Genomic DNA, 22,394 nt, shown 5'->3' with positions numbered 1-22,394 from the left:
CCGTCATTCGCATAATCGGCGCGCAAGGGCTAGCATCTCGTCATCGTCCGGCCTCGCGGCGGCATGGCCGCTTGCCCAGCCGTCGCCACTGGCGGCCAGCGCCGCGGCGCTGATCGCGACGACATGCAGGCCGTTTCGCCGGGCCGGCGGCAGCAGCATGGACAGCCTTTCTCCAGCGCGCGGAGAATGGACGAGCAGGATGGCATCTGCGCCTGCCTGTTCTGTCGGTATCCGCTCTGATATCAGGCTGGCCATGGAATAGACGGAGATGCGCCTGACGGACAGGCCGCTTATGTCCATCGGCGCGACCGTGGTGCCGGCCAGATGCAGCACGCGCCGGCGACCATCCGCGCGCACGCGTGCCGCGATGGCATTACCGTCACCTGTTCCGGCAGTCACATCGGCAAAGCCCGCGTCCCGCAAAGCCTGGGCCGTTGCCTCCCCGACGGCATAGGCCGGCAGGATGCGATATCTGTCCAAACCCGCTCCGGCCATCCGCACGCCATTCGCGCTGGTTAGCAGCAGTGCGTCGAATTCGTCGGCGGCCGGCTGGTTCCAGGGTAAGGGTTCCGGCGCGAACAGCGGCAACAGCACGGGCTCCAGCCCCAGTGCTCTTGCCTTTGCCGCCGTCCGGCTGGCACCCGGCTCCGGCCGCAGGATGACGACCTGCCTCACCCCTCGAACAAGGTGCGCAGCGTGGGGCTGGCGCGATCGAGCAGGGCCTGGCCTACCGCTTCGCCGCCGTGCAGGTCGCCTCGCGCCAGTCGCGTTTCTTCTCGCACGGTTTCGCCGCCGTCCGGGCTGATGATTTCCGCGCGGAGGAACAGCCTGTCGCCCTCGATCACGGCGAGCGCGGCGATCGGCGAGTGGCAGGTGCCGCCCAACCCTTTGAGCAACGCCCGCTCAAGCATCACGCAATCGAACGTGTCCCGGTCATTGATCGCCGCCAGAGCCTCAACCACTGTGTCATTGCCGGCCAGCGTCTCGATCCCCACGGCGCCCTGCGACGGGGCCGGCAGCATCGTCTCTACGGGCATGGCAACGCCGATCCCCTGCTGGTCCAGCCGGTCGAGGCCCGCCGCCGCCAGCAGCGTTGCATGCACTTCGCCCGCCGCAAGCTTGGCAAGGCGGGTGGCGACATTGCCGCGGAACAGGGTGATGGTCGCATCGGGACGCAGCCGCATCACCTGCGCCGCGCGGCGGGGCGAACTGGTGCCGATCAGGGGATGGGCCGGCAGATCGCCGAACGTCTCCGCACCGATCAGCCTGTCGCGCATGTCGGCGCGCGGCAACATCGCGGCGATGCGGAAGGCGTCCGGCCGGATCGTCTCCACATCCTTCATGCTGTGCACGGCAAAGTCGATCTCGCCCGCCCCCAGTGCACGATCCAGTTCCTTGGTCCACAGCGCCTTGCCGCCGATGTCCGCAAGGGCACGATCCTGGATCCTGTCGCCGCTGGTCTGCACGGGGACGATTTCGATGGCGGTGTCCGTCCATCCATGGGCGTCGACCAGGGCCTGCGCTGCCATGCGCGCCTGCGCCAGTGCCAAAGGCGATCCCCTGGTGCCCAGGCGCAACGGTCTGTGGGTGAAAAGCATATGCGGCTTGCTCTAATGTCCAGCGGCACTAGATGGAAGCGGCAATGACCATCATCCTTGGCCTGGAATCGAGCTGCGATGAAACCGCCGCTGCGCTGGTAACGGCTGATGGCCGCGTCCTCGCCCATCGTCTGGCGACCCAGGAAGAAGCGCACCGCCCCTATGGCGGCGTCGTGCCGGAAATCGCCGCTCGCGCCCATGTCGAGGCGCTCACGCCATTGGTCGAGGCTGCCCTGGCGGATGCGGAGATGACGCTGGCCGATGTGGATGTGATCGCGGCGACGGCGGGCCCCGGCCTGATCGGCGGGGTGATGGTCGGCCTGGTCACCGGAAAGGCGCTCGCCCATGCGGCCGGAAAGCCGCTGGTCGCGGTCAATCATCTGGAGGGTCACGCCCTTTCCCCCCGGCTGGCCGATCCGACCCTTCAATTCCCCTATCTGCTGCTGCTGGTGTCGGGCGGCCATTGCCAGTTGCTGCTGGTGAAAGGTCCGGGCGACTATGCCCGGTTGGCGACGACGATCGACGATGCCGCGGGCGAGGCGTTCGACAAGACGGCCAAGCTGCTCGGCCTTGGCTATCCCGGCGGACCGCAGGTGGAGAAGGCGGCAAAGGAAGGCAATCCGAAGGCGGTCCCGCTGCCGCGCCCGCTGGTCGGGACCGCCGAACCGCATTTCTCCTTCGCTGGCCTGAAGAGCGCAGTGATGCGCGCTGCCCAGTCCGGACAATATGCGATGCAGGATATCGCCGCTTCCTTTCAGCAGGCCGTGATCGACTGCCTGGTCGACCGGACCCGCCGCGCGCTGGCGCGGGCAGAAGGTGTCACCGCACTGGTCGTGGCGGGCGGAGTTGCGGCTAACGGGCCGATCCGCGCGGCGCTGGAACGGCTCGCGGCGGGTTACGACCTTCCCTTCGTCGCTCCGCCGCTCTGGCTTTGCACGGACAATGCGGCCATGATCGCCTGGGCGGGTGCGGAACGCTTTGCGGCCGGGCTGGTGGATGACCTGACCGTTCCCGCCCGGCCACGCTGGCCGCTCGACCCGGCGGCGGAAAAGGCGCGCGGAGCGGGAGTGAAAGCATGAGGGCGGGAGTCATCGGCGCGGGCGCATGGGGCACGGCTCTGGCGCAATTGATGGCCGGCGATGGGCAGGGCGTCCTGCTGTGGGCCTTGGAGCCTGAGGTGGTCGACGCCATAAACGGGACGCAGCAAAACCCGCTCTATCTGCCCGGCATCCCGCTTTCGACATCCATCCGCGCGACCGGTGCCATGGCCGATCTTGCCGCCTGCGACCTGTTGCTGGTCGTCAGCCCGGCGCAACATCTGCGTAAGGTGCTGGCGCAGGCGCCCGCCGGGGTGCCGCTCCTGCTCTGTTCGAAGGGGATAGAAGCGGGCACCGGTCTCCTGATGTCGGAGGTGGCGCAGGAGGCGCAGCCGGGTTCGCCTATTGCCGTGCTGTCCGGCCCCACCTTCGCGCATGAGGTGGCGAAGGGTCTGCCCACCGCGATCACGCTCGCCTGCGAGGATAAGGCGTTGGGTCAGCGCCTCGCCGCCCGCATCGCCCGCCCGTCCTTTCGGCCCTATCTGTCGGACGACGTCATCGGCGCGGAGATCGGCGGCGCGGTCAAGAATGTTCTGGCCATCGCATGCGGGGTCGCGGAAGGCGCGGGCCTTGGCCTCAACGCGCGCGCCGCGCTCATCAGCCGCGGTTTTGCGGAAATGACCCGATTCGGCCTGGCGCGTGGCGCGCGAGCGGAAACGTTGGGTGGCCTTTCAGGCCTTGGCGATCTCGTGCTCACCTGCTCCTCCACCAATTCGCGCAACTTCTCGCTGGGCAAGGGCCTGGGCGAGGGCGGCAGCGCAACCGCGCTGCTGGCCAACCGCCGCACCGTTGCGGAAGGGGCGCATACCGCGCCCGTGCTGCGCGATGCGGCTCGCGCCGCCGGTGTGGAAATGCCCGTGGCGGAGGCAGTATGCGCATTGCTTACCGAAGCGGCATCGCTGGCCCAGGTGATCGACGCGCTGCTTGCCCGGCCGTTGCGGCCCGAATAATCCATCGCGCGCCAAGCCGAACTTGCCTAGAACCAACCCGCAGCCATGACCCAGGCCCAGCAGCCCCTTACGGCGACGGATCGCACATTGCCCGACGATGGCGGCGATATCGCGGCGTTGGCGAAGGGCGGCCGGACCAATGTGTTCGGATTCCTGCTGCGGCTGGCGGCGCGCCTGCCCTTCCTGTTCATCGCCGGCCGCTGGTATGGCGCGGACGCGCTCGGCCGGTTCGCCTATGCGGTGCTGGTGGTCGAATTCGTCGCGCAGATCGCGACGCTGGGCCTCAAGCGCGGCCTTGCCGGGGCACTCGCGCAGACCGAAAGGCCGCACGCGCATGTCGTAACGGACGCTATGGCCGTCACCTTCCTGGCGACGCTGATCGGCGCGGGCATCCTCATTGCTTTTCCCCAAGCCATGTTCCCGAACAGCGGCATCAACGGCCTTGATCGCCTGCTGGCGCTGGTGGTGATCGCGGTCGCCGGATCGGATGTCGCGCTTGCGGCCTGCGCATACCGGTTCGACGTTGGCGCGACCGTGCGCGCGCGCTCCATCATCGAGCCATGGGCCATCAGCATCGGCGCCTTCGCCTTCGCCTTCTATTCGACGCGGGACGGTCTGATCCTCTCCTACGCCGTTTCAATGATCGCCGCGCTGGTTGCCTCGCTCATTCCCGTGGCCCGCCATTATGGGCTGCCGCGCGGATGGCGGCCGGACGCACGTCGCCTGTGGCGGTTGGCGCGGCGCAACCTGCCGCTTGCCGCCGCCGATGGCGTCGAATGGGGATCGCGGCGGCTCGACATGGCGATCCTGGGGCTGTTCGTCGGGCCGGCGGCGATCGGCATCTACTATGTCGCGCAGCAGGTCGCGTCGCTGCCGCAGAAGCTCAAAACCAGCTTCGATCCCATCCTCGGCCCGGTCATCACCCGCAACCTCGCCGAAAACAATCTGGCCGCCATCGCCCGGCAGGTGAGCCAGGTGGGGTTCTGGATCATCGCCGCGCAGGCCGGGATCGCGCTCGCGCTCGGGATACCGGGGGAGGCGGTGATGGGCCTTGTCGGACCGCATTTCGTCGGCGGCACCGGCGCGCTCGCCTTCCTGTTGCTGGCCGAAGTGGTGGCGGCGACGGCGGTGGTGAGCGAATCGGCGCTGGTCTATATCGCCCGCCATCGCAACCTGATGATCTCGCTGGTCATGATCGCCTTCCAGGCCGGGTTCAGCTTCGTCCTGATCCTGGTGGCGCGGCAGATGGAATTGCCGGTGCTGTGGATCGCCGCGGCCCCGGCTCTGGCGCTGTGCATCGCGCTGGGGTTGGGGGCATTCGTCAAGGCGCGGCTCCTGTCCCGCCTGCTGGACGCGCCGATCAATGCCTGGCGCTGGCCGCTGCTGAGCGCGGCCGGGGTCGCCTGTATCGTCGGCGCCGCCTTCGTCGCGCTGCCGCCGCGCTTCGAGTGGGTGGAACTGGCGGTCGGGATCTGGGCGATCCTAGGCGCCTATGGCGTGGTCATCTGGCGCTGGGGCTTCGGTCCGGAGGATCGCACCCTCTTCAGGCGGCAGAAGGCGGCGTAGGACAGCCGCCCTCCGTTCTTAAGCTCAGGCGAACAGGCGATCGCGGATGACGCCAAGGTCGTCTTCCGGCCGCGCGCCCCAGTGCGAGATTACTTCCGCCGCCGCCGCCGCACCGAGCGCCAGGCAGTCGCCGACGCCCCGGCCTTCGATATGCGCTGCCAGGAAGCCGGCCGCGAACAGATCGCCCGCGCCGGTGGTGTCAATGATGCGATCCACCGACGCGGCGGGCGCTTCGTAGCGGACGCCGTCCACGATCGCCACCGCGCCGCGTTCGCCGCAGGTCGATACCAGCACCGGCACCTTGTTGGCGAAGCAGGCGAGCGCGGCCTCGACATCGTCGCGCTGGGCCAGCGAACGGATTTCGCCTTCGTTGGAGAAAAGGATGTCGATCAGGCCCTGGTCGATCAGGTCGATGAAGTCGGCCCGGTGCCGGTCGATCACGAAATTGTCCGACAGGGTGAAGGCGACCTTGCGGCCCGCCTGCTTGGCAGCGTCGATCGCCGCCCGCATCGCAGCGCGGGGCTGTTCAGGGTCCCAGAGATAGCCTTCGAGATAGAGGATGCCGGCAGACCGGATCATGTCGAGGTCGAGCGCGGCTTCCGGCAGGAATTGCGACGCGCCCAGGAAGGTGTTCATCGTCCGTTGCGCATCGGGCGTGACGAGGATCAGGCAGCGGGCGGTGGGCACGTCGCCCTGCATGGCCGGCGTGTCGAAGCGGATGCCGAGCGCGCGCACGTCATGCGCGAACACCGTGCCCAACTGGTCGTCATTGACCTGGCCGATGAAGCCGCACTTCTTACCCAGCGCCGCAAGGCCAGCAAGCGTGTTCGCGGCCGATCCACCGCTGATTTCCTTCGCCTGGGGCATGTCGGCGTAAAGGGTTTCCGCCATGGTGGCGTCGATCAGCTGCATGCCGCCCTTGGTCAGCGCATGCTGTGCCAGAAAGGCGTCGTCGCTGCGGGCGAGCACGTCGACGATGGCATTGCCGATGGCGACCACGTCGAGTGTGGCGGGAACGGAAGCGGTCACGCGAAATCCTTGTACAGATGGCTGGAATAAAATTTCGCCGTTCCTACCTGTCCGCGCCGCTGCGTGCAACGGCGCTGATTGACGGGGTGCGCGGGCGGGGGGATAGTCGCGCGATGGTGTTCACCGCCGCCCTCAAAGCCTTTCCATCCATTTTCCACGGCGCGGCGCTGCGGCTGCTGGCAAAGACGCTGATCCTGACGCTTTTGCTGTTCGGGCTGCTGGCGACCGCGCTTTGGGCGGGGCTCCATGCGCTGCGCGTCTGGCTGAACATCGGCGGCGGCGCGCTGGCCGAAGGGGCGGCGACGGTGCTGGTCGTCGTGGGAGCTGGATGGCTGTTGTTCCGCGCGACGGCGATGGCGGTGATGAGCCTGTTTGCCGACGACATCGTCGAAGCGGTCGAGCGCGCCGACTATCCCCATGCCGCCGCGCGACAGATGGGATGGGCGCGCAGCCTGTGCCTTGCGCTCGCCTCGCTTGGCCGGGCCATCGGCTGGAACCTTCTCGCGCTGCCCGCCTATATCCTGCTGCTGGTGACGGGTGTGGGCACGGTCGGACTGTTCCTGGCGCTCAACGCCTATCTGCTGGGCCGGGACATGGCCGACCTGGTCGAGCCGCGTCATCCCGCCTTGCCGCCCATCGGACGTGGCAGCCGGTGGCTGATCGGCCTCGTTTCGGCGCTTCTCTTCCTCGTACCGCTGGTCAACCTGCTTGCGCCGATCTTCAGCGCGGCTATGGCCGTGCACATGCTGCTGGGACGAAAATCGCCGTCATGACCTTCCGTGCCGTCCGCCGCCTCGCGCCGGTTCTGGCGCTGCCGCTGCTTGCTGCCTGCGGATCGGCGGTGGTGCCGCCTGCCAGCTATACGCCGCCGCCCGCCGGTCCGCCCGCCAGCGCCTTCACCCGTCAGGGGCCGTTGCTCGGGTCCGACGCCAGGGAGTTGACCCGCCTGTTCGGCACGCCCCGGCTGGACATCAGGGAGACGACGGTGCGCAAGCTGCAGTTCGCCAACGGACGCTGCGTACTGGACGCCTATCTCTATGCCCCGGCCAAGGGGAAGGAGCCGGTCGTCACCCATGTCGATGCACGCACGCCGGCGGGCGCGGATGTCGACCCGGCCGGGTGCGCGGCGACATGGCAGGCGAAGTGAGTCGGCGCGGCAACCGAACCAGGTACAGTTCCTGGCGTTGTGGCCGATCTTTCCCGTAACCCCGGCTCATGGCCAAGCTGACGGGACGCCGGCACATTGCCTCACCGGTCCGTCAGCCGTTCGATCGCCCATTGCGCCGCTTCGGCCACCACCGGAGCAGGATCGTCCGCCAGCGCGCGCAGGTGGGGGAGAAGAGCCGGATCGCCGCTGTTGCCCGCGGCGATGGCGGCGTTGCGGACCATGCGGTCGCGGCCGATGCGCTTGATCGGGGAGCCGGAGAAAATCTCGCGGAACCCCGCGTCATCAAGGTCGAGCAGATCGGCGAGCGCGGGCGCGGCAAGCTCCGCCCGGCCAATGAAGGCGCGGTTGGCGGCGGCGGTTTGGGCGAACTTGTTCCAGGGGCAGACCGCCAGGCAATCGTCGCAGCCATAGATGCGGTTGCCGATGCCGGGGCGCAGATCGTGCGGGATCGGCCCCTTATGTTCGATGGTGAGGTAAGAGATGCAGCGGCGCGCATCGACCATGTAGGGCGCAGGGAAGGCGTTGGTCGGGCAGGCCGTTTGGCACGCGGTGCAGCTGCCGCAATGGTCCTGCTCCGGCGCGTCGGGGGTCAGCGCCAATTCGGTGTAGATTGCGCCCAGGAACAGCCAGCTGCCATGGTCGCGGTTGACGAGATTGCTGTGCTTGCCCTGCCAGCCCAGCCCGGCCCCCTGCGCCAGCGGTTTTTCCATGACGGGGGCGGTGTCCACGAAAACCTTGAGGCTGCCGGGCTGCTGCTCGACCAGCCAGCGGGCGAGACCCTTCAGCCCCTTCTTCACCGTATCGTGATAATCCTTGCCCTGCGCATAGACGGAGATGCGCCCCCGGTCGGGCACGTCCGCCAGCGCCAGCGGATCGCGGCCCGGCGCATAGCTCATGCCCAACATGATAACGCTGCGCACGTCGGGCCACAGGCCCTTGGGAGAGGCCCGCTGTTCGGCGCGTTCTTCCATCCACAGCATGTCGCCATGATGGCCGGCCTGAAGCCAGGCGCGCAGCCTTTCCCCCGCAAGCGGAGCGGCGTCGGCGCGCGCGATGCGGCAGGCTGCGAAGCCGAGCGCACTGGCCTGCGCCTTCAGGCGCTGCTCCAAGGTTTCTGTAGGCATGGCCATGGGTCCACATTATCAGGGCGGCATGATCGCTGACACACCGGCCCTCACGCCCGCCCCATATTCCGGCTATGCCGTGGAAGGCCATGGCCTTGTCAAGTCGTTCGGCGCTTTCCGGGCGGTGGACGGCATCGACATCGCAGTGCCGGTGGGGTCGATCTATGGCGTGCTTGGCCCCAATGGCGCGGGCAAGACGACGCTGCTGCGCACGCTGTTGGGCATCGTCGATCCGGACGAGGGGCACAGGACCCTGCTGGGGGACGCGCGGCCGCTGCGCATGGCGCGTCAGGTCGGCTATCTGCCCGAAGAGCGGGGCCTCTATCCATCCATGAAGGCATTCGAGGCGATCGCCTTCATGGGTGCGCTGCGTGGGCTGCCACTGGCGGAAGGGCGGCGCCGGGCGAAGGCTATGCTCGAAGGACATGGACTGGGCGGCGCGATCGACAAGCCGATCCGCCAGCTGTCCAAGGGCATGGCGCAGACGGTGCAGCTGTTCGGCACGCTCGTCCACGATCCCAGGCTCATCGTGCTGGACGAACCCTTTTCCGGGCTGGATGCGATCAACCAGGAAAAGCTGGAGGCGCTGATCCGCGACCGAGCACGGGCGGGGGTAACGATCCTCTTTTCCACCCATGTCATCGCTCATGCGGAGCGATTGTGCGAGCGCATCGCCATCGTCGCGGGCGGGCGCATCCGCTTCGAGGGTACGCCTGCGCAGGCACGCGACCGGCTGAGATCGCAGGTGCGGCTGCGCACCCGGGCGAGCGACGGGGCGTGGCGGCGCGCGCTGCCCGTCGACACGCTGGCGCAGGACGGCAGCTGGCATTTCGCCCTGCCCGATGGCGGGATCGAACCGCTGCTGCGCGAACTGATCGAGGGGCATGCGGGGATAGAAAGCCTGTCGATCGAACGACCGGGGCTGCACGACGCCTTCGTTGCGATCGCGGGCGCGGATGCGGCGCGGGCGATGGACGCGGCAGGGAACGAGGAGGCGGCGGCATGAGGGAATTGGCGCGCGCCGCCTTCGTCATCGCGCGGCGGGATTTCAGCGCGGTGGTACTGTCGCGCACCTTCATCCTGTTCCTTTTGGGACCGTTATTGCCCATCCTGATCGGGTTCGCTTTTGGGGGCCTGGGGGAACGGATATCGAGCACCGACCTGCGCCCTGTGTTGGGCGTCGCCCTGTCGGCGCAGGACAATGTGGCGATCGGCCGCGCTCGCGAACGGCTGGCGGAGCGGATGGGGGACAAGGCGCTGGCGCGCATCCGGCTGATGCCGCCCACCGCCGATCCGCGCGCGCAGCTTGCCCGGCCCGACGCGCAGGCGGTGGCGATCCTGACCGGCTCGCTCGCCCGGCCGGTGCTGACCGGCAAGGCGGAGGATATCGACCGGCTGCAGGGCGACGTCAGCCTGATGGCCACCGCCGCGCTTGCCGAACGGACGCTGCGATTCGTACCGGTGGAGCGGCAGGAGGTAGCGACCAGCCAGGGTGCGCAGTCGCAGGGGCGATTGCTGATCGGCCGGATCGCGCAGGTGGTGATGTTCTTCCTCACCATCTTGCTGGCGGGCATGATCCTGTCCAATTTGGTCGAAGAAAAGACCAACAAGATCATCGAGATACTTGCTGCTGCGGTGCCCATCGACGCGATCTTCCTCGGGAAGCTGATGGCGATGCTGGCGATGAGCTTCGTGGGTATCGCCTTCTGGGGCGGGACGGCCTTCGTCGTGTTCGCGGCGCTGGGAGGGCAGCCCGCCGCGCTGCCCGCGCCCGCGGTGGGCTGGCCTGCATTCCTGATCCTGGCCGTCCTCTATTTCGCAATGGCCTATACGCTGCTCGGATCGCTGTTCCTGGGGATCGGTGCGCAGGCGGCGACGGTGCGCGAGGTGCAGACGCTCAACATGCCCATCACCATGGGACAGATGCTGATCTTCTTCTTCGCGAGCTACGCCGTCGACCATATGGGATCGCCGGCGGAGGTGGCGGCGTGCATTTTCCCATGGAGTTCGCCCTTCGCCATGATCGCGCGCGCCGGCCAGGACGCCGCGCTGTGGCCACACCTGCTGGCGCTGCTGTGGCAGGCGGCTTTCGTGGCGCTCATCATCCGCGTCGGCGTGTTGCTGTTCCGCCGGCATGTGATGCAGTCGGGCGGGCGGTGGTGGAAGAACCTGTTCAGGCCGGCGACAGGCTGAAGCGCGTAGGAGACGCCGATGAACCGTAGGCATTTCCTGACGGCCCTTGGTGGCGGCGTTGCTGGCCTTGCCCTCTGGCAGATGCTGCCCGGCGAGGCGGAAGCGGCCTATCCCTACAAGCTGAGCGATGCCGAATGGCGGAAGAAGCTCAGCCCTTGGGCGTATAAGGTGCTGCGGCAGGAAGCGACGGAATATCCAGGTAGCAGCCCGCTCAACGAAGAGCATCGCAAGGGCCTGTTCCACTGCGCAGGGTGCGACCAGCCGCTGTTCAGTTCGACCACCAAGTTCGACAGCGGCACCGGATGGCCGAGCTTCTGGCAACCCCTGCCCAAGGCGGTGGGGACGAGCAGGGACTTTGCGCTGGGCTATGCCCGAACGGAAGTGCATTGCGCGCGTTGCGGCGGCCATCTGGGCCATGTGTTCGACGATGGGCCCAAGCCCACCGGTCTGCGCTACTGCATGAACGGTGTGGCGATGCGCTTCAGTCCCGCTTGACACGATAGATGTGCAGCGGGCCCTTGCCCGGAAGGGGCTGGAGCCAGGCGGGAACCTGTCCGCGGGCGAGACGAGCGGCGAGGCCGTTAGGCGCGAGCTTCACATAACCGCGATATTCCCCAAGATCGTCGCAGGTCAGCAGATAATCCGCGCCCTTCCCGCCATTGACGCTGGCCACGATCGTCCGTGCCTGCGCAGGCGGGGCGGTGAAGCCGCGAATGACGGTGGTGATACCGACAGCGTTGCGATGATGGCCGGTGGCCACGATCCGGTGGCCGGTGCGCACCAGGATCGTGGGGCCGATGTCGAGTGGCGAGAACAGCATCGACGGCGGCAGCGCCGCGACGTCGCGCATCGCCATGCCGGGCTGGCAGGCGAGAATCTTCTGCTCGGCGGCTGCTTCCTCTGGCGTTTCGAACAGTGTGACCGCGCCGACCCACAGGATGCTGAGTCCGAACGGGGTGAGCAGCGCGAGGCTGACCGATCCCAGCACGCGGGCGATGGCGGACGAGGATGCCTGCACCCGGGCGAAGAGGGTGAGGATGAGCCAGGCCGTGCCAGGAATCGCCAGCCAGTGCGCCATGGACAGCGCGCGCATCACCAGGGCCGCCACGCCGGTCGATCCGGCCAGCAGCAACGCGAGCAGCAGCCAGCGTAGAAGGGCAGGGCGATCCTGGCGGTGGGCGAAGGCGGCGGCTAGCGTCGCGGCAAGACCGAAGACGGAGGGGATGATGATGACGCCCATGCGCGACACATCCTGTTCCCAGACCGGCCGCCCTTCCATGATGGCCATGTACCAGACGCGGTAGGCAAGTGGGCCGAGGCTCTGGAACGGGTCGCCCGACAGGCAGGGGCCGCCGGACAGCGCGAGCGCCACAAGGGCGCTGCCTGCGCCAAGGCCGGCGGCGGTCAGGCGGCGGCGCCAGTCCGATGCGCCGAGGACAGCATGGGCGAGAGGGAGAGAGATCGCCAGCGCCAGCAGGGGGAAGAGATAGGGCACCGACAGCGCGTCGCATTGCACGCTGCGCAATGGCGTCACGCCGCGCGTCGCGAGCGACAACAGCAGGCTCGCAACGCCCAGCGTTGCCGCCGCGCCAACCAGCCGGCCGCTATCACGCGCAGACAGAAGGTGCTGAATGCCGAGCGCCGACAGGAACAGGGCGACATAGGGCAGCGCTTCGCTGGAAATGCAGAGCCACGCTGCGAGCGCGACGCCGATCAGCGTCCCGCCACGTCGCGGCCGGGTATCGAACAGACCGCAGGTGGCGATGGCCCCCAGCATGATTTGCCAGCCATGATGGTCGATGCGGAACGGTTGGAACTGGACCAGGATGGAAGGAGCGGTGAGCAGTAGCAGGACGCCCAGCAACGCGGTGGAACGGCTACCGCCGATGCGCCTGCCGGCGACCCAGGTTGCGATGACGAGGCCACCCAGCAGCAGTAGTGGCACCGCGATTGTCGCGAACAGTTCCGCGCCGGACGGTCCGACCAGTGGCCGTGCCAACAGGATGAACGCGGCGATCGGCAGGTCGACAATCCGCGACCAATGCATCGGCCCGCCCAGGGGCGGATTGACGCGATGTTGCGTCACGTCGAACCAGGACTGGCCGGCAAGAAGGGCGCGCACCTGTTCCAGCCGCAGTGCGTCATCCGTGTCGAAGAAGCGCAGGTCCGTGAATGGCCAGGCATAGTGCATGGTCATCGCCGCGCAGCAGATCAGCCAGGCAAGAAGGGCGAGCCGGGCCATGTTGGGGAACCGGTCCGCCGCTGCGGCTCTTTCAGGACGCAGCGAAGACGACATGCTTGCGTACCAGATAGACGAGGGTGAAGCTGGCGATCACGGCGATAGCCTTGGCCGGCGCGGCGGGAAGGCCCGTCTGGGTGGCGAGGCTGACGATGCCCACCGTGACACCGAGGCCGAGCAGCGCGCTGAGTGCGAAGCTGAGGCGCTGGGCATGGTTGGCGCGGCCCGATATCCGATCGTGGAAGACGAAGCGCACGGACAGCGCCCAATGGACCAGGATGCCGAACAGATAGCCAGCGCAGGCAGCCCCGCCGGGCGGCAGCAGCCGATCCGAAAGCGCGAGGAAGAGCAGGGTGTCCGCGCACAGCGCACAGAGGCTGACCAGCAGGTAGCGGGCCAGCATTGGCCGCGCTGCCAGGCCGGTCAGGCTACGCGCCGCGGCGATCGGCCGCGCGCCCATCGGATCAGGCGGCCTTCAATCGGGCCGGAACGGCGCGGACGCTGCCAAGCGCGGCCTGCGTATCGGCCTCTTGCCCGTCGCCGATCTGGCCTTCGTCGCCCGCCTCATGATATTCGGCGTCCTCATTGACCTGCCACACGTCATGGACGCGGTGGCCCGCCACGATGTTGCGCACGGTCAGCATCGCCGTCATCATTGCGTGATCCTGATTGTTATAGCGGTGCATGCCGTTGCGCCCGACCATATGAAGCGTGGGATAGCGCGCTTCCAGTTCGGTCCGCATCGCCTGAACATTGGCGGCATAGGCGTCGTCGTAAACTGGGTAGGCCTTTTCCTGCCGCACCACTGCGCCGCCCACGACATCGTCCGGGTTGCAGAGGCCGAGCGCCGCCATCTCCTTCGTCGCGAGCGCGACCAGATCGGCGTCGGAAGAGGCCCAGAGGCCATCCCCTTCGAAACAGAAATATTCAAGGCCGACGCAGGCGAGGCTGGGGTCCGGCACCATTTCAGGCGACCAGCTGCGGAAATTCTGGATGCGGCCGACCAGCACCTTGGGATCGTGGATGTAGATCCAGTTATCGGGAAAGATATCCTCTCCCTTCACCATCAGGGCGACGGTCAGGAAATCGCGATATTTGAGATCCATTGCCTGCGGCAGCGTCGCGGGAAGCGGATGGATGCGCGCCGCAAGTTCGCGCATCGGTGCGGACGAAATAACGTGGCCGGCGTCGATCGCCACCTCGCCTTCGGGGCCGTCCGCGATCAGCCGCCAGCGGCCGGTTGCCTGATCCTCCTCCAGGCGATTGAACCTGTGCGCCATCAGCACATGGTTGCCGCCCTCGACCACCCGGTCGCGCGCGGCTTCCCACATCATGCCGGGGCCAAGGCGCGGATAGCGGAACGTTTCCAGCAGCGTCTTGGTCGCCATGCCGTCATTGGGACGTTTGTTGAGACCGAGGCTGCGCTTGAGGCCATCCTTGACCGCGCCCCAGAGCGACAGGCCCTTGATCCGCTGCGCTGCCCAGTCGGCCGACATCTCGTCGCAGGGCATGCCCCACACTTTTTCGGTATATGTCTTGAAGAAGATAGAGAAAAGCTTGTGGCCGAAGGCGTTGACGGTCCAGTCCTGGAAGGAGCGGACGTTGCGGTTTGGGAACAGCTTCGCCTTCGCGAAGCTTGCCATGCAGAGGGTCGAGCGCCAGACGCCCAGGTTCCACAGCGCCTCGAACGCGCGCAGCGGATAGCTGTAATAGCTGCCTTCATAATAGATGCGGCTCATGCGCGGGCGCTGGATGAAATCGTCCGGCAGGATCTCGTTCCAGAGATCGACCACCTGTTGCGACTTGGAAAAGAAGCGATGCCCGCCAATGTCGAAACGGAAGCCATTGAGTTCCACGGTTCGGCTGATGCCGCCAACATAGACCGGATCCTTCTCGATCACCGTGACGCTGTAGCCCTGCTTCGTGAGGAGATAGGCGGCAGTGAGTCCGGCGGGGCCGGCGCCGATAATGGCAACGTCGACGCTGTTATAGCTATGCGGCATTTCAGGCGGATCCCCAGGCGGTCGTTCGTAATCGGGGAATGAAGGAAATCCTCTAAGGAGTGGTTAATGGCTGGTAAGCATGGAGTGCGCCTGACAAAGCAAAGGGCCGCCCCATGATCTGGAGCGGCCCCTGGCGATTGAGCGGAGTGACGGGCGGTCAGCCTAGGCGCTGCGCCAGCGTGTTGAGATCCGCGCGGGCGCCCTGGATCGCGCTGCCATAGCAGTTGCGATAGTCGTTCGTCACCGGCAGGATCGAGCCATTGACATAGCCGCACACCTGCTTCGAGGCGCGGACCAGCCGATAGTCGGCGCGGCGCAGGCCGCTGTCACTGGCAAGGTTCAGGTCAGCCACGGACACGGCGATGGAGCGGGTTTGCGCGCCGGTGTTACCGTCGACGATGACGTCCATGTCGCTGCTGCCTGCGCTGGCGAGGCCGGGGAGGGCGAGAGCCATTGAGGCAGCCAGCACCGCGAGGGTCTTCTTGGTCATCCAAATATCTCCTGTCGAACGAGAAGTGGTGCCCCACATCTGCCGTGGAAGCAGGGTCCCGACCTAAATAAGTGGACAGGGTGTCGATGAAAAGAGGCCACTTGGTAAAAAATGGCGGTTTTCTGCGGTTTTGCAGGTGCGAACAATGAATATCGTGACCGTACAATGCCTTAACGCAAAACCGGGCCGACCGTTCGTCCACGGCGGCCCGGTCGTAGCGTCAATTTCGCGCGCGGCTGATGCGATCAGTGGCGGAAATGGCGCATTCCGGTGAAGACCATCGCGAGGCCCGCCTCATCGGCGGCGGCGATCACTTCCTCGTCGCGAATCGATCCGCCGGGCTGAATCACCGCTGTTGCGCCGGCCTCCACCGCCGCGAGCAGGCCGTCAGCGAAGGGGAAGAAGGCGTCGGAGGCGACGGCGGAGCCGATAGTGCGCGGCTCCGTCCAGCCTGCCTTTTCCGCTGCATCCTTTGCCTTCCAGGCGGCGATGCGCGCGGATTCGAGGCGGTTCATCTGGCCTGCGCCCACGCCCGCCGTGCTGCCATCCCTGGCATAGACAATGGCGTTCGACTTCACATGCTTGGCGACAGTCCAGGCGAAGAGGCAGTCGCCAAGTTCCTGCTCGGTCGGTGCGCGCTTGGTCACGACTTTCAGCTGGTCGCGGGTGACGCGGCCATTGTCGCGGCTCTGCACCAGCATGCCCCCGGCGATGCTCTTGATCTGCAGGCCAGCACGGGCGGGATCGGGCAGGTCGCCGGTCAGCAGCAGGCGCAGATTCTTCTTCTTGGCAAAGATCGCCTTGGCCTCCTCGTCGGCGTCGGGCGCGGCGACGACTTCGGTGAAGATGCCGCTGATCGCTTCGGCGGTAGGGCCATCGAGCGGCCGGTTGACCGCGATGATGCCACCGAAGGCCGACACGCTGTCGCAGGCGAGCGCGGCTTCATAGGCCTCGATCAGCGTCTCGCCGGTGGCGACGCCGCACGGATTGGCGTGCTTGACGATCACCACGGTCGGCGGGCCGTCGCGGAATTCGCTGACCAGCTCCAGCGCGGCGTCGGCGTCGTTGTAATTATTGTAGCTGAGTTCCTTGCCCTGGACCTGCTGCGCCTGGGCGATACCCTTTGCTGAGGGGCCGACAGGCAAATAGAGCGCGGCCGACTGATGCGGGTTCTCGCCATAGCGCAGCGTCGCGCCCAGCTTGCTCGACACCGCCAGCGTTTCGGGGAATATCGCGCCCTGATCGGCGAAAGCGAACCAGCTGGCGATCATCGAATCATAGGCGGCCGTTGCCGCATAGGCCTTAGCTGCCAGCATCCGGCGGAAATCATAGCTGGTCGCCCCCGCCTTCTCCCCCATCTCCGCGATCAGCCGGGCATAATCGGCCGGATCGGTGACGATGGCGACGCTTTCATGGTTCTTCGCCGCCGAACGGACCATCGACGGACCGCCAATGTCGATATTCTCGATGATTTCCTCCCGCTCCGCGCCCTTGGCGACGGTGGCGGCGAAGGGGTAGAGATTGACGACGACCAGATCGATCGCGCCGATCTCATGCTCGTGCATCGAGGCGACATGCTCCGGGTTGTCGCGCACGGCGAGCAGGCCGCCATGGACCTTTGGATGCAGCGTCTTGACGCGGCCGTCCATCATCTCGGGAAAGCCGGTGAGGTCGGAAATGTCTTTCACCGAAAGACCCGCATCGCGCAGTGCTTTGGCCGTGCCGCCGGTCGACACCAATTCCACGCCATGGGTCGCAAGCGCCTGGCCCAGTTCGATGAGGCCGGCCTTGTCGGACACGGACAGGAGGGCGCGCTTGATACGGACGTCGGTCATTGAGTTGGACTTTCCTTGGGCGAGGGGCAGGACGGTGTCGCGCGGTCCCTTAGTGCCGGAGCGCGCAAAAATACAGTCCCGCCTGCGCTGACCGCGGGCGGAAGCTGGTCGCGCCGCGTTAACCTTGTTGTGGCACTGCTTCTTCATTCCCTCTGTCTAGGCAATGAGGCGGGGAAAGGGAGCACCGCATGATCCGAACAAACGCATGGGCCATCGCCACGGCGATCTTCATCTGCGCGCCCGCGCAGGCGCAGAATATCTATTATTTCGCGGCGCCCGAAGCAGCGACCGCTCCTGGCCCGCGCTATGTTCTGCCGGCGGGCACGCCGATCATGTTGCGCACGACGGCGCAAATCTCGTCCAAGGACAATCTGCCGGGCGAGCGCATTCGGTTGGAAGTGGCGGAGCCGATCGTCTTCGGTCACCAGACCATTATCCCGGCAGGGTCTCCCGCATTTGCCGAGGTCGCCATGACGCAGCGCAACGGCCATTTCGGGCGCAAGGGAAAGATCGAAATCCAGCTGGTCGAAGTCATGACACCCTATGGTCCAGCGCGCCTGACCGGCTCGGGCTATGACGAGGGAAAAAGCGGCACGGCGGCGTCCATCGGGACGATGCTGTTCCTGACCTCACTCGGCTTCCTGATCCATGGCACCAGCGGCTATATTCCCGCCGGGACGGTAGTGAACGGACAGCTCAACAGTGATTTGCGCTTCCGCTATGCCGCCGAGGGTGCGCCGGTGGCGGTCGCGAGCGCCGCCGACCGGTAGGCCCGCCGCCTTCACCCCATGCGCTTGAACAGCCAGCCGATTGACGATCCGCCGGGCAACGCCTCTGCGCTGACGACGAGTTGCCGCGTCGGATGAGGGCGGCCGTCGCCGTCGACCCAAAGGCTTTCCTCGACCGTCAACAACCCTGCGCCCGCGCGGAACTGCCAGAGCGCGCCGGTGTCGACGCGCAGTACCGCGCCCTGATTGTCGGCGGTCAGCGTCGGTTCGACGCCGGGCGCGAGGTGGAAACGGATCTGGACCGGCTGGCGCTGCGGCTTCCGGCGCCGCTCGGCCGGGGTCAGCATGTCCTCCCCCCGCACTTCCCGGCCGTCGCCACTCAGCATCAGCAGGCGGCGGTGGACATAGCCCATACGGCGGACATAGCCGTCATGGCTGATGTCGAGCCGGCTGCCATTGTCCAGCTCCTGCCGGGTCAGCTCCACTTCGGTCACGCCCTTGCCCAGCGTGCCGTCAGGCAAGAGGGCGGTGGAATTGCTGTCCGCCAGAACCAGCGTGCTGTGCGCCGCCGTGGTGCGCAGCCCCTGCGCCAGTTCGCGCGGCACCCACGCCCCCTCCAGCGCCGCGCCGCCGCAACTGACGATCAGCCGGAGCGGCCCGTCGCTGATCTCGAGTCCGCCTGTGGATGCGCAGCCGGCTTCGGCCAGGCGCGCAACGGGAGGTGGGGCGGCATCGACCTGGACGATGGTGTTGCCCGCGACCATCCGCTGATAGCCCCAGTCGCGTGCTTGCCGCAGCGGCCGGGCGCGCACGCGGCTCGCCTGCACCACCGCCTGTACCGATTGCGGATCGATTGCGCCTGCGCCTTGCCAGCTGGCAAGGCCCCCGTCGCCATGGGTGAGGCCCAGAAGCGCCGGAACGACGCGGGCCAGCGCGTCGGTCAGGCAGGCGGGCGGGCTTTCGCGCCGCACGTCGTAGACGGCGCGCAACATGGATAGCAGCATTACCGCCTCCATCTGCGCCAGCGGGGATCGCGACACGATGCCGCCATCGGCGTGGATGCCGCTGTCGATCGCGCGCTTGAGGCCCGCTTCGCCGAACAGGCGGCGCGCCTCGCCACCAGGGATCAGCAGCGCGGCGGCCAGGATCCCGCTCCATGCCGTCAGGCGCGGCAGGCCCATCGGCGCCTTGTCGGCGCTGCGGTCCAGGTGTCGGGCAGTGCGGGCGATGCAATTCAGCACCAGCGAACGATAGACAAGGTCGCTGGAGGAGAGGATGAGCGGCGCGTGCGCAGTCCAGAACAACAGCCGCCAGCCGGCATTGTCGGCGCGCCAGGCGGGCTCGCTGGGCGTTTCATGGTGCGCGTCGAGCCATTTGCGCATCACCGCTTCGGCGATCGGCGCGCCCTGTTCGCGGCTGGCGCTGGCGGCGAGGTCGCGCAGCCAGCGGAAGCCGTGCAGATAGCTTGCAAAGGCGGGGCTGACCGACAGCCTGGTAAAGTCGAGCGTCTCGATGGGCAGTTTCTGCCCGCGGAAGAGGAAATAGCCCGCCCGGATCGCCGCACCCGCGCGCGGATCGCCCGGCACCTGGTCGTCGGGCACGGCGAGCAGCTTGAGCGGATATTTCCCCTTGAGCCGGCGGCCGTGGATCGGCGTCTTCCAACTGAGCAGGTAGAATTGGTTGGCGATCCGCTGCGTCAGCGACAGACCCTTGTCATCCGCGACGCGGATGAGCCGCTTGCCCTGCTCGATGCCGTCCTCTTCCGGTTCGGCGGCAAGCGTCTGGCCCTTGCGGGCGGGGAGGCGGCGGATCTCGTTCACCCGCCCCGCAGCTTCCGGATATTGTCAGCATAGGCGGAAGGGCCGCCGCGGAAAGTGGCGGTGCCCGCGACCAGCACATCCGCGCCCGCCGCGATCGCCTTCGGCGCGGTGACGAGGTCGATGCCGCCGTCGACCTGGAGCCGGATGTCGCGGCCCGACTTGTCGATCATCTTGCGGCACGCCTCGATCTTGCGCAGTTGGTTGTCGATGAAACTCTGTCCGCCAAAGCCCGGATTGACGCTCATGATCAGGATCAGGTCGACATCGTCGATCAGATAATCCAGCATCTTGGCGGGGGTGCCGGGGTTGAGCACCACGCCCGCCTGTACGCCCAGCGACTTGATATGCTGCACGGTGCGGTGGATGTGCGGCCCGGCTTCCGGATGGACAGTGATGATGTCCGCTCCCGCAGCCGCGAAGGCATCGAGATAGAGGTCCACCGGCGAGATCATCAGATGAACGTCGAACGGCTTTTTCGTGTGGGGGCGCAGCGCCTTTACCACCATGGGGCCGATCGTGATGTTGGGCACGAAATGGCCGTCCATGACGTCGATATGGACCCAGTCGCACCCTGCCTCGTCGATGGCGCGCACTTCCTCGCCCAAGCGGGCGAAGTCGGCGGACAGGATGGACGGCGATATGAGGATGGAAGAGGTCATTAACCGTTCGCCTTAGTCGCCGCCGGGGCACAGGGCAACGGGGATTTGCAGGCGAGTCGCGCGCCGCCGGGTGACGACGCGCAAGCCGTTCAAAGCATGACGAAAATGGTGGGGTCCAGCCCGGTAGAGGCGGATGCGCCGCGGGGGAGCAACTGCTTGACGCCCTGCAGGCCGACCGCAGCGCCCTGACTGTTCAGCACGGGCGCGGCAATCAGGCGCATGGCGCAGCGGCCCGCCCCGTCGGCCTGGTCGATGTCGACGTCCAGCGTGAAGCCTCGCCGGTGCCGGATGGCATAGGCGCGCAACCTTTCCATCGCCGCACGCGAGTCTGGTGCATAGAGGGAGACGGCGAGGTCGCGGGGCACGGGGCTGTCCCGTTCCAGCCCGAACAGGTCGTAGACGCCGGCGGTCCAGCTGAGGCTGTTGTCCGCAAGGTCGCATTGCCACAGACCAAGGCCGCGTTCCGCCAGCGCCTCGTCATTGCGCGCGATGCTGGGGTCCAGCAGGACGGGCGCGAGATGTTCGCGCAATGCATAGAGCGGCCAGCTATGATGGAGAGGCAAGGGCTCGATCGGGCGCATGACCGCCTTATGCCGCGAACATAATTAAAAGTCAGTTCGCATTTTTGACGAGGCGGGCGATGAAGAAGCCGTCCGTCCCACCTGCGTCCGCCAGCGTATCGGGAAGGGTGCGAAGCCAGCCGTCCGGCGTGGGCAGGATGCCTGCGGGGAGTTCTTCTGCGGTCGTGGGGAGGAGCGCGAAATCGGGATGGGAGGCCAGGAATTGCGCGCCCTGCTCCTCGCCCTCCGCCCGTTCCAGCGAACAGGTCGCGTAGACAAGGCGGCCCCCCGGTGCGAGCCAGTCCGCCGCGCGGGCGAGCAGATCGGCCTGAAGCTCCGCCAGCTCCGCGATCTGGCGCGGCCCGATGCGGTGCAGCACGTCGGGATGGCGACGATAGATGCCGGTGGCCGTACAGGGGGCATCCAGCAGGATCGCGTGCACTGGCGCGTCTGGCCGCCAGGCCCGCAGGTCGGCCTGCACGACTTCCGCCGTCAGGCCGGTGCGGGTCAGATTGTCCGACAGCCGTTCCAGCCGCTTCTTCGACTGGTCGAGCGCGGTCACACGCCAGCCAGCCGCCGCCAGCTGCATCGTCTTGCCGCCCGGTGCGGCGCACAGATCGAGCACCGTGCGTCCCTCGCCCGCGCCCAGCAGCCGCGCCGCGCAGGAAGCGGCGACGTCCTGCACCCACCATGCGCCTTCGGCAAAGCCTGGCAGGTCGGGGATGGCGACATTCCCCTGATCGGCATGGGACGGCAGGCGGACATGGCCGGGGGCGAAAGACGTGCCGCCCAAAGTCTCCGCCCATTTCGCCGTTTGTTCGGGGTTGCGCAGGCTGATATCGATAGGAGGACGCTGCCCGTAGGCGTGGGCAGCCGCCTGCGGCATAGCGTCGCCCCATTGCGCCGCCCAGCGGTGCGCGACACCGACGGGCAGGGTCGGCGGATCGGGCAGGTCTGGCGCGCCGCGGGTCAGCGTGCCGAACACGCCATGGACCAGCTTGCGCGGGCCGCCGTCCACCAGCGGCAAGGCGGTGGCGATGGCGGCATGCGGCGGCGTATCGAGCTTCAGCGTCTGGGCGAGCGCGATGCGCAGCACCATTCGGGCCTTGGCGTCGGGCGGCAGGATCTGGCGGGTCGCGCTGTCGATCAGGGTGTCGAGATCGGGCAGGTGGCGCAGCACTTCCGCCGCGATGGCGTGGGTCAGCGCCCGGTCGGCCGGAGGCAGGCCCTGCGTCGCGCCATGCAGCGCCAGTTCGAGCGGCTCGCCCCGGCGCAGCACCGCGTCGAGCAGACGGAGCGCCGCGCGGCGGGCGGGCAGGCCGGGGACATCGTCGG

22 protein-coding genes are annotated in these 22,394 nt (G+C 67.3%); 9 read left to right on the top strand and 13 right to left on the bottom strand.

Annotation, left to right across the window (positions count from 1 at the left end; translation table 11 throughout):
* Positions 1–3: 3 nt before the first annotated feature.
* Together AX724_RS05930 and hemC are read right to left on the bottom strand one after the other, a co-directional pair.
* On the bottom strand, positions 4–675 hold the full coding sequence (locus AX724_RS05930) for a uroporphyrinogen-III synthase (protein WP_066764335.1): 672 nt from the start codon (positions 673–675) through the stop codon (positions 4–6).
* Positions 672–1,598 carry a hydroxymethylbilane synthase gene (gene hemC, locus AX724_RS05925; protein WP_066764334.1) on the bottom strand — a complete coding sequence of 309 codons (927 nt, stop codon included), beginning with the start codon at positions 1,596–1,598 and terminating at the stop codon, positions 672–674. Before hemC ends, AX724_RS05930 begins: the two co-directional genes overlap by 4 nt.
* 44 nt (positions 1,599–1,642) lie before the next feature.
* Between hemC and tsaD the strand changes: the two genes are divergently transcribed.
* Genes tsaD through AX724_RS05910 form a run of 3 tightly spaced genes read left to right on the top strand, consistent with a single transcriptional unit; the run spans position 1,643 to position 5,211 of the window.
* A complete protein-coding gene (tsaD, locus tag AX724_RS05920) occupies positions 1,643–2,677 on the top strand; it encodes a tRNA (adenosine(37)-N6)-threonylcarbamoyltransferase complex transferase subunit TsaD (protein WP_066764392.1) in 1,035 nt (344 codons plus the stop codon).
* Positions 2,674–3,645 (top strand): NAD(P)H-dependent glycerol-3-phosphate dehydrogenase, encoded by a 972-nt coding sequence (locus tag AX724_RS05915; RefSeq protein ID WP_066764332.1) that lies wholly within the window; start codon positions 2,674–2,676, stop codon positions 3,643–3,645. The genes tsaD and AX724_RS05915 overlap by 4 nt, the downstream gene beginning before the upstream one ends.
* Before the next feature lie 45 nt (positions 3,646–3,690).
* The gene (locus tag AX724_RS05910; protein WP_066764331.1) at positions 3,691–5,211 is read left to right on the top strand and encodes a lipopolysaccharide biosynthesis protein; all 1,521 of its coding nucleotides are present in this window, start codon (positions 3,691–3,693) and stop codon (positions 5,209–5,211) included.
* A gap of 24 nt (positions 5,212–5,235) precedes the next feature.
* Here AX724_RS05910 and AX724_RS05905 read toward each other — a convergent pair whose 3' ends face one another.
* Entirely contained in the window at positions 5,236–6,240 is a 1,005-nt protein-coding gene (locus AX724_RS05905) for an adenosine kinase (RefSeq protein ID WP_066764330.1), read from the bottom strand.
* A 113-nt stretch (positions 6,241–6,353) separates the two neighbouring features.
* On the opposite strand from AX724_RS05905, the gene AX724_RS05900 reads away from it, so the two are divergent.
* Both AX724_RS05900 and AX724_RS05895 read left to right on the top strand, forming a co-directional pair.
* On the top strand, positions 6,354–7,013 hold the full coding sequence (locus AX724_RS05900) for an EI24 domain-containing protein (protein ID WP_066764329.1): 660 nt from the start codon (positions 6,354–6,356) through the stop codon (positions 7,011–7,013).
* Positions 7,010–7,387, top strand: coding sequence for a hypothetical protein (locus tag AX724_RS05895; protein ID WP_066764326.1), 378 nt, complete (start codon positions 7,010–7,012; stop codon positions 7,385–7,387). Before AX724_RS05900 ends, AX724_RS05895 begins: the two co-directional genes overlap by 4 nt.
* 101 nt (positions 7,388–7,488) lie before the next feature.
* Here the strand turns inward: AX724_RS05895 and queG are convergent, their stop codons facing one another.
* The gene (gene queG, locus AX724_RS05890; RefSeq protein ID WP_066764325.1) at positions 7,489–8,538 is read right to left on the bottom strand and encodes a tRNA epoxyqueuosine(34) reductase QueG; all 1,050 of its coding nucleotides are present in this window, start codon (positions 8,536–8,538) and stop codon (positions 7,489–7,491) included.
* A gap of 22 nt (positions 8,539–8,560) precedes the next feature.
* On the opposite strand from queG, the gene AX724_RS05885 reads away from it, so the two are divergent.
* The 3 genes from AX724_RS05885 to msrB are packed head-to-tail and all read left to right on the top strand — an operon-like array spanning position 8,561 to position 11,220.
* Positions 8,561–9,538 carry an ABC transporter ATP-binding protein gene (locus tag AX724_RS05885; protein WP_066764390.1) on the top strand — a complete coding sequence of 326 codons (978 nt, stop codon included), beginning with the start codon at positions 8,561–8,563 and terminating at the stop codon, positions 9,536–9,538.
* Positions 9,535–10,725, top strand: coding sequence for an ABC transporter permease (locus AX724_RS05880; RefSeq protein WP_066764324.1), 1,191 nt, complete (start codon positions 9,535–9,537; stop codon positions 10,723–10,725). The genes AX724_RS05885 and AX724_RS05880 overlap by 4 nt, the downstream gene beginning before the upstream one ends.
* 18 nt (positions 10,726–10,743) lie before the next feature.
* Complete coding sequence (gene msrB / locus AX724_RS05875; RefSeq protein WP_066764322.1) at positions 10,744–11,220, top strand: peptide-methionine (R)-S-oxide reductase MsrB; 477 nt, start codon at positions 10,744–10,746, stop codon at positions 11,218–11,220.
* Here msrB and AX724_RS05870 read toward each other — a convergent pair.
* The 5 genes from AX724_RS05870 to purH form a co-directional block, all read right to left on the bottom strand.
* On the bottom strand, positions 11,207–13,021 hold the full coding sequence (locus AX724_RS05870; protein WP_231736502.1) for a hypothetical protein: 1,815 nt from the start codon (positions 13,019–13,021) through the stop codon (positions 11,207–11,209). The genes msrB and AX724_RS05870 overlap by 14 nt on opposite strands.
* On the bottom strand, positions 12,999–13,424 hold the full coding sequence (locus AX724_RS05865; RefSeq protein WP_066764316.1) for a GtrA family protein: 426 nt from the start codon (positions 13,422–13,424) through the stop codon (positions 12,999–13,001). Before AX724_RS05865 ends, AX724_RS05870 begins: the two co-directional genes overlap by 23 nt.
* A 4-nt stretch (positions 13,425–13,428) precedes the next feature.
* Positions 13,429–14,967 (bottom strand): NAD(P)/FAD-dependent oxidoreductase, encoded by a 1,539-nt coding sequence (locus tag AX724_RS05860; protein WP_066764315.1) that lies wholly within the window; start codon positions 14,965–14,967, stop codon positions 13,429–13,431.
* 157 nt (positions 14,968–15,124) lie between these two features.
* Positions 15,125–15,457, bottom strand: coding sequence for a UrcA family protein (locus AX724_RS05855; RefSeq protein WP_066764313.1), 333 nt, complete (start codon positions 15,455–15,457; stop codon positions 15,125–15,127).
* Positions 15,458–15,702: 245 nt separating this feature from the next.
* Positions 15,703–17,292 carry a bifunctional phosphoribosylaminoimidazolecarboxamide formyltransferase/IMP cyclohydrolase gene (gene purH, locus AX724_RS05850; RefSeq protein WP_066764311.1) on the bottom strand — a complete coding sequence of 530 codons (1,590 nt, stop codon included), beginning with the start codon at positions 17,290–17,292 and terminating at the stop codon, positions 15,703–15,705.
* A gap of 188 nt (positions 17,293–17,480) precedes the next feature.
* On the opposite strand from purH, the gene AX724_RS05845 reads away from it, so the two are divergent.
* Complete coding sequence (locus AX724_RS05845) at positions 17,481–18,062, top strand: hypothetical protein (protein WP_066764309.1); 582 nt, start codon at positions 17,481–17,483, stop codon at positions 18,060–18,062.
* An 11-nt stretch (positions 18,063–18,073) separates the two neighbouring features.
* On the opposite strand, the gene AX724_RS05840 is transcribed toward AX724_RS05845, so the two are convergent.
* The 4 genes from AX724_RS05840 to AX724_RS05825 all read right to left on the bottom strand — a co-directional run.
* Positions 18,074–19,840 (bottom strand): heparinase II/III family protein, encoded by a 1,767-nt coding sequence (locus AX724_RS05840; RefSeq protein ID WP_066764307.1) that lies wholly within the window; start codon positions 19,838–19,840, stop codon positions 18,074–18,076.
* A complete protein-coding gene (gene rpe / locus AX724_RS05835; RefSeq protein ID WP_066764305.1) occupies positions 19,837–20,499 on the bottom strand; it encodes a ribulose-phosphate 3-epimerase in 663 nt (220 codons plus the stop codon). Before rpe ends, AX724_RS05840 begins: the two co-directional genes overlap by 4 nt.
* 89 nt (positions 20,500–20,588) lie before the next feature.
* Positions 20,589–21,080, bottom strand: coding sequence for a diguanylate cyclase (locus AX724_RS05830; RefSeq protein WP_066764303.1), 492 nt, complete (start codon positions 21,078–21,080; stop codon positions 20,589–20,591).
* 31 nt (positions 21,081–21,111) lie between these two features.
* Positions 21,112–22,394, bottom strand: a 1,283-nt coding sequence (locus AX724_RS05825) for an RsmB/NOP family class I SAM-dependent RNA methyltransferase (RefSeq protein WP_231736500.1), incomplete at its 5' end; no start/stop codon positions are given.

Origin of the sequence: Sphingobium sp. CCH11-B1, from assembly GCF_001556865.1 — a bacterium.
Lineage (GTDB): Bacteria > Pseudomonadota > Alphaproteobacteria > Sphingomonadales > Sphingomonadaceae > Sphingobium.
This window is presented reverse-complemented; position numbering and strand designations above follow the sequence as displayed.

What these genes read in the sequence shown, in the direction of transcription:
- AX724_RS05885 (WP_066764390.1), top strand. Translation starts at nt 8,561, where the DNA reads ATGATCGCTGACACACCGGCCCTCACGCCCGCCCCATATTCCGGCTAT.
- tsaD (WP_066764392.1), top strand. Translation starts at nt 1,643, where the DNA reads ATGACCATCATCCTTGGCCTGGAATCGAGCTGCGATGAAACCGCCGCT.
- queG (WP_066764325.1), bottom strand. Translation starts at nt 8,538, where the DNA reads ATGGCCATGCCTACAGAAACCTTGGAGCAGCGCCTGAAGGCGCAGGCC.
- msrB (WP_066764322.1), top strand. Translation starts at nt 10,744, where the DNA reads ATGAACCGTAGGCATTTCCTGACGGCCCTTGGTGGCGGCGTTGCTGGC.
- AX724_RS05910 (WP_066764331.1), top strand. Translation starts at nt 3,691, where the DNA reads ATGACCCAGGCCCAGCAGCCCCTTACGGCGACGGATCGCACATTGCCC.
- AX724_RS05845 (WP_066764309.1), top strand. Translation starts at nt 17,481, where the DNA reads ATGATCCGAACAAACGCATGGGCCATCGCCACGGCGATCTTCATCTGC.
- AX724_RS05830 (WP_066764303.1), bottom strand. Translation starts at nt 21,080, where the DNA reads ATGCGCCCGATCGAGCCCTTGCCTCTCCATCATAGCTGGCCGCTCTAT.
- rpe (WP_066764305.1), bottom strand. Translation starts at nt 20,499, where the DNA reads ATGACCTCTTCCATCCTCATATCGCCGTCCATCCTGTCCGCCGACTTC.
- AX724_RS05855 (WP_066764313.1), bottom strand. Translation starts at nt 15,457, where the DNA reads ATGACCAAGAAGACCCTCGCGGTGCTGGCTGCCTCAATGGCTCTCGCC.
- AX724_RS05915 (WP_066764332.1), top strand. Translation starts at nt 2,674, where the DNA reads ATGAGGGCGGGAGTCATCGGCGCGGGCGCATGGGGCACGGCTCTGGCG.
- AX724_RS05900 (WP_066764329.1), top strand. Translation starts at nt 6,354, where the DNA reads ATGGTGTTCACCGCCGCCCTCAAAGCCTTTCCATCCATTTTCCACGGC.
- AX724_RS05860 (WP_066764315.1), bottom strand. Translation starts at nt 14,967, where the DNA reads ATGCCGCATAGCTATAACAGCGTCGACGTTGCCATTATCGGCGCCGGC.
- hemC (WP_066764334.1), bottom strand. Translation starts at nt 1,598, where the DNA reads ATGCTTTTCACCCACAGACCGTTGCGCCTGGGCACCAGGGGATCGCCT.
- AX724_RS05865 (WP_066764316.1), bottom strand. Translation starts at nt 13,424, where the DNA reads ATGGGCGCGCGGCCGATCGCCGCGGCGCGTAGCCTGACCGGCCTGGCA.
- purH (WP_066764311.1), bottom strand. Translation starts at nt 17,292, where the DNA reads ATGACCGACGTCCGTATCAAGCGCGCCCTCCTGTCCGTGTCCGACAAG.
- AX724_RS05880 (WP_066764324.1), top strand. Translation starts at nt 9,535, where the DNA reads ATGAGGGAATTGGCGCGCGCCGCCTTCGTCATCGCGCGGCGGGATTTC.
- AX724_RS05895 (WP_066764326.1), top strand. Translation starts at nt 7,010, where the DNA reads ATGACCTTCCGTGCCGTCCGCCGCCTCGCGCCGGTTCTGGCGCTGCCG.
- AX724_RS05870 (WP_231736502.1), bottom strand. Translation starts at nt 13,021, where the DNA reads ATGTCGTCTTCGCTGCGTCCTGAAAGAGCCGCAGCGGCGGACCGGTTC.